The sequence below is a fragment of the Bradyrhizobium sp. genome, assembly GCF_049512235.1.
In the GTDB taxonomy this organism is placed as follows: Bacteria; Pseudomonadota; Alphaproteobacteria; order Rhizobiales; family Xanthobacteraceae; genus Bradyrhizobium.
In genome coordinates this window covers 1-9597 of the sequence record NZ_JBEKXH010000466.1, presented here as the reverse complement: position 1 = coordinate 9597, position 9597 = coordinate 1, and the positions used below count along the sequence as shown (strand labels likewise).

Annotated in this window: 9 protein-coding genes and 1 pseudogene; 2 read left to right on the top strand and 8 right to left on the bottom strand. The window is 64.1% G+C overall.

Annotated features, from left to right (window positions below):
* Together ABSG20_RS29545 and ABSG20_RS29540 are read left to right on the top strand one after the other, a co-directional pair.
* The coding region (locus ABSG20_RS29545) for an ABC transporter ATP-binding protein (RefSeq protein ID WP_423867997.1) at positions 1–956 on the top strand (956 nt) is incomplete at its 5' end.
* Between the two features lie 97 nt (positions 957–1053).
* A complete protein-coding gene (locus ABSG20_RS29540; protein ID WP_423867996.1) occupies positions 1054–1947 on the top strand; it encodes an SMP-30/gluconolactonase/LRE family protein in 894 nt (297 codons plus the stop codon).
* Between the two features lie 66 nt (positions 1948–2013).
* On the opposite strand, the gene ABSG20_RS29535 is transcribed toward ABSG20_RS29540, so the two are convergent.
* The 8 genes and pseudogenes from ABSG20_RS29535 to ABSG20_RS29500 form a co-directional block, all read right to left on the bottom strand.
* Positions 2014–3021, bottom strand: a complete 1008-nt coding sequence (locus tag ABSG20_RS29535) for a transketolase family protein (RefSeq protein ID WP_423867995.1) — start codon at positions 3019–3021, stop codon at positions 2014–2016.
* A complete protein-coding gene (locus ABSG20_RS29530) occupies positions 3018–3863 on the bottom strand; it encodes a transketolase (RefSeq protein ID WP_423867994.1) in 846 nt (281 codons plus the stop codon). The genes ABSG20_RS29535 and ABSG20_RS29530 overlap by 4 nt, the downstream gene beginning before the upstream one ends.
* A 166-nt stretch (positions 3864–4029) precedes the next feature.
* Positions 4030–5061 carry a LysR family transcriptional regulator gene (locus ABSG20_RS29525; RefSeq protein WP_423867993.1) on the bottom strand — a complete coding sequence of 344 codons (1032 nt, stop codon included), beginning with the start codon at positions 5059–5061 and terminating at the stop codon, positions 4030–4032.
* Between the two features lie 40 nt (positions 5062–5101).
* Positions 5102–6634: an ABC transporter ATP-binding protein gene (locus ABSG20_RS29520; RefSeq protein ID WP_423867992.1), complete on the bottom strand. Its 1533-nt coding sequence runs from the start codon at positions 6632–6634 to the stop codon at positions 5102–5104.
* Entirely contained in the window at positions 6631–7314 is a 684-nt protein-coding gene (gene biuH / locus ABSG20_RS29515) for a biuret amidohydrolase (RefSeq protein WP_423867991.1), read from the bottom strand. Before biuH ends, ABSG20_RS29520 begins: the two co-directional genes overlap by 4 nt.
* Positions 7315–7341: 27 nt before the next feature.
* Complete coding sequence (locus tag ABSG20_RS29510) at positions 7342–8268, bottom strand: ABC transporter permease (protein WP_423867990.1); 927 nt, start codon at positions 8266–8268, stop codon at positions 7342–7344.
* 1 nt (position 8269) lies between these two features.
* Positions 8270–9379: an ABC transporter permease gene (locus tag ABSG20_RS29505; protein ID WP_423867989.1), complete on the bottom strand. Its 1110-nt coding sequence runs from the start codon at positions 9377–9379 to the stop codon at positions 8270–8272.
* Positions 9376–9597 (bottom strand): annotated as a pseudogene (locus ABSG20_RS29500) (BMP family ABC transporter substrate-binding protein); the annotation flags it as partial. The gene ABSG20_RS29505 and the pseudogene ABSG20_RS29500, both read right to left, overlap by 4 nt.

Below are 9597 nucleotides of genomic sequence, written 5' to 3'. Positions count from 1 at the left end.
TCGCCGGGCTCGAGGAGGAAAACGGCGGCGAGATCGCCATCGGCGGCCAAGTCGTCAATGACATGCGTCCGCGCGACCGCAATATCGCGATGGTGTTCCAGAACTACGCGCTTTATCCCTATCTGACGGTCTATGATAACATTGCCTTCGGCCTGCGGGCGCGGAAGGTCGGCGAAGCCGAAATCAAGAAACGCGTCGACGAGGCGACCGCCATGCTCGGCATTACGCCGCTGCTGCAACGTTTCCCGCGCCAGCTCTCCGGCGGCCAGCGCCAGCGGGTGGCGATCGGCCGCGCCATCGTCCGGCAGGCGCAGCTGTTCCTGTTCGACGAACCCCTGTCCAACCTCGACGCCAAGCTGCGCGATGAGATGCGCGGCGAATTCAAGCGGCTGCACAAGGACATCTCCACCACCATGATCTATGTGACGCACGACCAGGTCGAGGCCATGACGCTGGCCGACCGGATCGTGCTGTTGCGCGAGGGCCGGATCGAACAGCAGGGTTCGCCGCTCGACCTGTTCGAGCGGCCCGCGACCGGGTTCGTGGCGGGCTTCCTCGGGTCGCCCTCGATCAACCAGATCCCGGCCCGACTGGTGCGGCGTGGCAACTCGGTCGCCGTCCTGCTGGAGGGCGGCGAAGCGCTTGAGTTGCCCGATGCGCGCGGCCCGGCGCTGGCCGGACATCTGGAACGCGCGGTCATTTTCGCGGTCAGGCCACAGCACCTGCGGCTGGCGGGGCAGGGCGCGCCGGCCCCCGGGATGGCCCGCATCCGGGCCACCGCCGACCTGATCCAGCCGACCGGCACCCGCACCTATGTGACGTCGCGGGTCGGTGGCGTGGCGGTTACCGCCGAACTGGATGCGCACGACGTCCACGAGCAAGGGGCTGCCATCGACTATGCGGTTGACATGAATCGCTGTCTCCTGATCGATCCCGCAACCGACAAGGTGATCTGACCATGGCCGAACCGCGATCCCTGCGCGCGCCGGACCGCCCGGCGCGGACAGGCGAGTTTCATCAGACAAGTCGTCCGGCAATCGAGGGAGGATCATTATGACTTCAGGAATTTTCGCAACTGATATCGGCGCCCCGGAAGGCCCGGTCACGCTGCCCGATGGTTCGATGTATGTGACCGAGATGTCGAACGCGACGCTGAACGTGACAAAGTTGTCCCCGAGGGGTGAACGTCACGTCGTCACGAAGACTGGCGGACGCCCCAACGGACTCGCCATCGATGGGGATGGACTGATCTGGATTGCCGAGGCCGGGCATCGCGCCCTGATCTGCATCGATCCGGACGGCCGCGAGTTGAAGCGGCTGGAAGGGGACGACAACCATGGCCGGTTCTATTTCCCCAATGACCTCGTGTTCGGACCCGACGATCACCTCTACATGACCGACTCCGGCATGGCGCTGGCCGATTTTCTCGATGGGCAGAATTTTGTCGAGGGGTACATGGACCTGGCCTGGGATGGACGGGTCTATGAGATCGATCCAAAAACCATGAAGATCGTCCGCCTCGTCGACAGCAAGATCCGTTTCACCAACGGGATCGCGTTCGGACCCGACAACACGCTCTATGCCAACGCGTCCTTCACCGGCGAAATCTACCGCTACGATGTCTTCGGAACGCGGCAGCCGACCCGTGAACTGTTCGGCAATGTGCTGCAGCCGGATGACCAGACCGGTTTCAAAGGGCCGGATGGCATGAAGTTCGGTCTTGATGGCAGACTGTATTGCGTCGTCTATGGCCAGCAGAACGTGACCGTGCTCGACCGGGATGGCAAGGTAGCCGAGCGATTGATGCTGGATGGACCTTGCCCGACCAATCTCGCTTTCGCGCGAAAGGGTAACAAGATCCTGGTGACCGAAGTATCGAAGGGACAGGTCGAAAGCATTGATGTGCCTTGCGACGGATTGCCGTTGTTCTACCCAAAAACGACCTGAATAGCTGGTGTGCCAGATCGGCGCCGATTGCACTGCGCCTGATCTCGGACCCATGGTGTCGCGGCGTCACAACCATCCCTTGATCTGCGCGGCCACTGCCGCGGCAGAAATGCCGTAGCGGTCGTGCAATGTCGGAAGCGCGCCGGCGTCGAGAAATTCGTCGGGAAGTCCGATCTGACGAAAGGCCGGATGAACGCCGGAACGCATCAGCAGTCCGGCGACGGCCTCGCCGAGACCGCCGATGACGCTGTGGTTCTCGGCGACGACGACCAGGCGGCGGGACTTGCCAGCTTCGCCGAGAATCGTCCCGGCATCCAGCGGTTTGATGGTTGAAACATGCAGTACCGCGGCATCGACGCGGTCGCCGGCAAGCGCGATGGCGGCTTCCAGCGCGCGCATCGTCAGGATTCCTGATGAGATGATCAGGACGTCCGTGCCGTCGCGAAGGAGCTTCGCCTTGCCCAGCTCGAACTGATAGCCGTACTCATCGAGCACGACCGGCACCTGCCCGCGCAGCAGCCGCATATAGACCGGACCGCGATGCGCGGCGATCGCCGGAACCAGCTGCTCGATCTCGTGGGCGTCGCAGGGATCGATCACGGTCATGTTCGGCATGGCGCGGAACAGCGCCAGGTCCTCGGTGGCCTGATGACTTGGGCCGTAGCCGGAGGTGAGGCCCGGCAAAGCGCAGACGATCTTCACATTGCGGTCTTCCTCGGCGATGGTCTGGTGAATGAAGTCGTAGGCGCGGCGTGAGGCAAACACCGCGTAGGTGGTGGCGAACGGCATGAAGCCCTCGGCCGCCAGACCCGAGGCGGCGCCGAACAGCAGCTGTTCGGCCATGCCCATCTGGTAATAGCGGTCGGGGAACTGCTTTTCAAAGATGTGGAGATCGGTGTATTTGCCGAGGTCGGCGGTCATGCCGATCACCTCCGGACGCGCGCGGGCGAGTTCGACCAGCGCGTGGCCGAACGGGGCCGGCTTGGTCCTCTGCCCCTCGGCCGCGATCGAGGCGATCATGGCGGAGGTCGTCAGGCGGGGCTTGTCAGAAGGCGTCTTCGGGGCGGGCGTCATGCGGGCTTGCCTGCATCGAGGGCGTTGAGCGCGAGTTGCCATTCGTGCGGCTCGACGCGGATGAAGTGGTTCTTGTCGCGCTGCTCCAGGAATGGGACCCCTTTGCCCATCAGCGTGTCGGCGACGATGATGCGGGGCTGGGGTTCGGGATGATGCTGGGCGGCATCGAACGCAGCCACGACGGCACCGAGATTGTTGCCGTCTATGCGCTGCACGAACCACCCGAAAGCCGTGAGCTTGTCGACCAGGGGCTCGAACGCCATGATCGCCGTCGAGGGACCGTCCGCCTGCTGGTTGTTGACATCGACAATCGCGATCATGTTGTCGAGCTTGAAGCTGGCGGCGGACATGATGGCCTCCCAGACCGCGCCTTCATCGAGTTCGCCGTCGGAAAACAGCGTATAGACGTTGGCCGTGGAGCCTTTGCGCTTCAGGCCGAGCGCCCGGCCGACCGCGATGCCGAGTCCGAGGCCGAGCGATCCGCCCGACATCTCCATGCCAGGCGTATAGGAAGCCATGCCGGACATCGGCAGACGGCTTTCGTCGCTACCATAGGTTTCGAGTTCCGCCTGGGGGATGATGCCAGCCTCGATCAAGGCCGCGTAAAGCGCGATGGCGTAGTGCCCGTTCGAAAGCAGAAACCGGTCCCGACCCTCCCAGCCCGGATCTTCGGGACGATAGCGCATCGCATGAAAATAGGCCGCGGCGAGAACGTCGGCGATATCCAGCGCCTGGCCGATGTAACCCTGGCCCTGGACCTCGCCCATGCGCAGCGCGTTGCGGCGGATGCGACAGGCGCGCTCCGCGAGATCAGGCGCATTGACGCCCGTCCTGGTTGGCATGATCGCGTCTCCCCGGCGGCCGCCTCAATGGATTGGCCTGCCGTCTCTGGCGATGATCACCGCGCCGGTAAGCGGCATTCATTCCGCCATTGCTTGTAGGGAGCGATCTACCATCGCGCTCGGTTCGCCAACAAACGAGAAATTTCGTATTAATGAGGAATTTCATTCACCTGTCCGCCCGCGACGACGTAGCCGGCGGGGCAGGCGGGGCGATTTGATCCGAGGTCGCCTCCCCGAGGGTGGCGAGATTGATGTCGAGGCCAAGCTCGCTGGCAAGCCAGCTGATGAACATGGCCATCGGTCGCGCTAATCGCGTGGCGCGCGGGAACACAAGCCAATGCCCGGTATAGGCAATATCCTCACTCACGCCCTGGAGCGGGCGGACGAGGCGGCCCGAGGCGATCTCGCGCTCGGCCAGCAGCGTGGATTCAAGGGCAACCCCGATCTCGTCAGCTGCGGCACTTAGCGACATGAAACTGCGATCGAAACGCAAGCCGCTTGGAATCGGGGCGGCGAGCCCATTCGCCGCGAACCATGCCGGCCAACGCACCTTCTTGTTGTCGCTTTCGATCAGCGTCTGATTCATGAGATCGCCGGGGCAGCGAATCAACGGGGAAAGCGACGGCGCGCAGAGCGGCGTGACGACTTCCGTTCCGAGCGGCAGCACCATCATGCCCTGTTGCTTCAGGATCCCATAATAGTCGGTCGACGGCAGACCGTAAACGATGTCGGCGTCGTACTCGTCGGCAAGGAACCTGGTATAGTCGGTACCGGTTGCGAGCCGCAGTTCCAGTCCGCTGCATTCCGCAAGCAGCTTGCGCAACCGGGGCACCAGCCACTGCGCGGCAAAACTTGGCGCACAATGCAGCTTCAGCAGGTCGGGCTTTTTCGCGGCGACGCTGCCGAGGCCCAGATGCAGCTTGCCGAAACCCCGCTCGACATGCCGCATCAGGGTCTCGCCCTCCGGCGTCAGGCGGACATTGCGGCCGTCGCGCTCGAACAGCGCCGTTCCGAGATCCAGCTCGAGACTCCGGATGGCATGACTGACCGCGCTCGGGGTCAGACCCAGATCGTCAGCAGCCTGGCGGAACGACCCGGTGCGCGTCGCCGCCTCGTTGGCCTGACATGTCCCGGCCGTGGCGGCGCTTATCCCCCTGGGAGCGGCGACGCGATGGATCGCATGGCAGAATCCGGCCATGGCGGGCACGCCGCAACGACCTTGACGACCCAGCGCTTGATCAGTGCCCCGCCATGTGCCGTCCGATTTCGGTGAGATTGGCTTCGCTGGCGCGCGCCTCATAGACAAATTGGCCGTGAAACATCACGACCAGGCGATCCGACAGTTCGAGCAGTTCGTCGAGGTCTTCGCTCACCAGAAGCACCGCGGCGCCGCGGTTGCGCGCCGCCATGATCTCGGCATGGATTTGCGCCACCGCGGCGAAATCCAGACCGAAGCAGGGGTTGGCGGCGATCAGAACCTCGACATCGCCCCCGAGTTCGCGCGCCAATACCGCGCGCTGTACATTGCCGCCTGACAGCGCCGAGATCGGGGTATCCGGCGTACGGGTCTTGATCTTGTAGAGGCCGATCTTGCGCTCGGCATCCCTGCGAAAGGCCGCTTTGTTCAGCCACCAGCCGGCGCTGGCGAACGGCGCACGATCGAATTCGCGGAACGCAAGATTGTCGGCCACGCTCATGCCGCCGACGCAGGCATTCTTCAGCGGTTCCTCCGGTAACAGCGACATCTTGTGCCGGCGCATTTCCTCGCGGCGGGCGTGATAGGCATCGCCGGCGATGCGGATCTCGCCATTCTCGGCGTCGCGCTGGCCGGCCAGCACCTCGACCAGTTGGCGCTGGCCATTGCCGGAGACGCCGGCGATGCCGACTATTTCCCCGCCACGCACGGCCAGCGACACGTCGTGCACCGCGACCGCCCCGGCATCGTCGATCGCCCTGACCTTGCTGAACTCGAGCCTGATATCGCTGACTTGTCCGACCCGGGCCGGCTGAATGGTCAATTCCTCCGCGCCGATCATGGTGCGCGCCATGTCGTCGGGCGTCAGATCCTTGACGCGGCCGTGACCGGCGAGCTTGCCGCGGCGCAGGATGGTGACGTCGTCGGCGAACGCCATCACCTCGCGGAATTTATGTGTGATCATCAGGATCGTCAGATCGCCGTTGACGACCATGGCGCGCAGCATGCCCAGCACTTCGTCGGCTTCGCCCGGCGTCAGCACCGATGTCGGCTCGTCGAGAATCAGAAAGCGGCGCTTGAGATAAAGCTGCTTGAGGATCTCGCATTTCTGCCGTTCGCCGGCGGAAATGTCGGAGACCCGCGCGTCAAGCGGCACCTTGAACGGCATGCGGGCCAGAAAGGCTTCCAGCTCGGTCTTTTCCCTGGGCCAATTGACCACCGCCGGGACATCGTCGCGCGCCAGCACCAGGTTTTCGGCGACCGTCATTGCCGGCACCAGGGTAAAATGCTGGTAGACCATGCCGAGGCCAAGCGCGTGGGCATCCCTGGGATTGGCGATCGCCTGTTGGCGGCCGCCGACCAGCACATCGCCCTCGGTCGGATGATAGTAGCCCATGATGCACTTCACGAGCGTGCTCTTGCCGGCGCCGTTTTCGCCGAGCAGGGCATGGAAGGAGCCTGGCCGTACTTTCAGTTCGACGTTATCGAGCGCGACGAAATCGCCAAACCGCATCGTCATGGCCACGGCATCGACGCCGAGTGCCCCTCTCGGCATTGCTGTTTCGCCGATGATCATGACAAGGCGCCGATCAGGTCAGTGGAAGTCGCAACCGCGCCGAACACGCCGCCCTGCATCTTGATCATTTTCAGCGCGTGGTCGTGATTGCTCTTGTCGGTGGCGGCGCAACAGTCCTCGATCAGCACGCATTCGAAGCCGCGGTCGTTGGCCTCCCGCATCGTGGTATGGACGCAGACATCGGTGGTGATGCCGGTAAGAACGATGTTCTCGATGCCGCGCAGCCGCAGCATCAACTCCAGATCGGTGGCGCAGAACGATCCCTTGCCGGGCTTGTCGATGATCGGCTCTCCCGGGAGCGGCGCCAGGTCGGGAATGATTTCCCAGCCGGGCTCGCCGCGGACCAGCACGCGGCCGCAGGGGCCGGGATCGCCGATCCCGGCGCCGATCTGGCGCGACCGCCACTGTTTATTCGCGGGCAGATCGCTGAGATCAGGACGGTGACCCTCGCGCGTATGGATGATGTGAAAGCCCTGGCCGCGCATCGTGGCTAACAGCCGCTTGATCGGCTCTATCGGCGCCCGCGTCAGCGACAGGTCGTAGCCCATCTTGTCCACATAGCCGCCGACGCCGCAGAAGTCGGTCTGCATGTCGATGATAACAAGCGCGGTGTTTTCGGGGCGCAGATCGCCGTTGTAGGGCCACGCATAGGGCTCGGACTTCAGATAGCGCTCGGCCATGTCACACTCTCTTGGGTCGTTATGGGTTCATCTTGTGATCGACAATTCGGCGGGGGCTCCGGTCAGGGTACGTTTCGGCGAGCAGGTGATGATCATGATCGCCAGCGTCAGAATATAGGGTGCGGCGTTGAACAGATGATATCCTGAGGTCACGCCGACCGACTGCAGCGCCGGCCCGAGCGCGGCCGCGCCACCGAACGCCAGCGACGCCCACAGGCACAACATCGGATCCCAGCGGGCGAAGATCACCAGCGCTACCGCGGTGATGCCCTGTCCGCTGGAAAGGCCCTCGTTCCAGCTGCCGGGATAAAACAATGACAGGAACGAGCCCCCGATCCCGGCGAGAAAGCCGCCGACCATGGTGGCGCGCAGCCGGATCGCCAGGACGGAATAACCCATGGCGCGCGCGGCGTCCGAACTCTCGCCCGCGGTGCGTATCAAGAGGCCCCAGCGCGTGGTTCGGAAGGCCCAGTACAGCATTGGCGCCAGCGCCACGCCGATCAGGAACAGCACGTTGATGCGCAGCGCGGCGCGGACCTGCGCGATGTCGCTCCACCATCCGAAATCGATCGCGGGAAGGCGTGGCGCGGTAGGTTCGATCAGCGGCTTGCCGAGATAGAACGCAAGCCCGGTGCCGAACAGCATCAACGCGATGCCAACTGCAATGTCGTTGACGCGCGGCAGCGAGCAGATTCCGGCATGCAGCGCCCCGAGCAGGGCGCCGGTGACGCCGGCAGCGAACACGCCGAGCCAGGGCGAACCCGAGAGATAGGAGATGCCGTAGGCGCTCATTGCGCCCATCACCAGCGTGCCTTCCAGCCCAAGGTTGATGCGTCCTGAGCGCTCGGTGATGCATTCGCCCAGGCTGACGAACAGAAATGGTGTGGACACGCGGATGGCGCCGCCGAACACCGCCAGCGGTACGGTCCAGAGCCCGATGGTTCCGTCCGCCATGTCAGGATTTTCCTTTCAGAAAGCCAATCCGTCCATACACGGCATCGCTCGCCAGAACGAAGACGAAGATGATGCCCTGCAGCACCTGAACGGAGGCGTCCGGCAGGCCAAGCCGGCGCTGCAGCAGGCCGCCGCTGGCGCTGATGCCGCCCAGAAGGATCGCAACCGGCATCACCGCCAGCGGATTTTGCCGCGCCAGGAAGGCGACCAGGATGCCTGTGAAGCCGTAGCCGGCCGCGAGGTTGGCGTTGGTCCGGCCCTGTACCGCGGCGACCTCGACCATTCCGGCCAGGCCGGCCGAAGCGCCCGCCAGGAAGCAGATCGTCAAGATCAGCCGGCCGACGCCAAGGCCCACGATCTTGGCGGCGCGGATGTTGCCGCCGGCGATCCGTGCCGCGAAGCCAAAGGTGGTGTGGTAGATCAAAACGTAGGAGGCGATCGCGGCGATGATGCCGAACAGCAGTCCCCAATGGATCTCGGTGCCGGGGATCGATCCGATCATGTTGGCGGCGCCGATCTCGCGGGTCGAAGGCTTGTTGAGGCTGGCGGGGTCGCGCATCGGGCCCTCGACCAGATGGTTGAGGATCGCAAGCGCGATATAGACCAACAGCAGGCTTGAAATCGTTTCATTGACGCCGCGGTACTGGCGAAGGGCGCCCGCGAGCATGATCCAGAGGCCGCCGCCTGCCATTCCGGCGGCTGCCATCCCAACTTGCACCGCGAGCGGAGCTGCCGATTGCATTGCCAGCGCAGCGCCCGTGGCCGCCAGCGCGCCGATCAAGAGCGCGCCTTCGCCGCCGATGATCACCATGCCGAGTTGCGCGGGCAGCGCCGTGCAGAGCGCGGTCAGAATCAGCGGCGCCGCGCGCGTCAGCGTATTTTGCCAGGAAAACCAGGTGCCGAACGCGCCCTGGTACATATAGAAATATAGATCGAGCGGGCTCTTGCCGAACAGCGCGACGAACAGGCCGAACACCCCGAGCGCGCCGACCAGCGCCGCGCCCGGAATGAGGATATATTCGATGGTCCCGCCGTAACGCTGCAGAAATCCGGGGTCCGCAGCCGGAGCGATCGCACTGGCTTCGACGGGATCTGCAACCTCTGATGTCACGAAGTGGCTCCGATGACGCCTTCCACCAGATAGTCCATCTTTTCGAGTTCGGGGTCCTTCTGGCCGCGCTCGGTGCCGGCTGAGATCACGGTCTTGGCCTTGTTGTCCATGACAGGGCCCTTGAAGATGGTATAGGTGCCCGCGGTGAGCTGGGCCTTGATGTCGTCGGCATGCTTGCGCGCCTCTGCCGACACCGCCTCACCATAGGGCGAGACCTT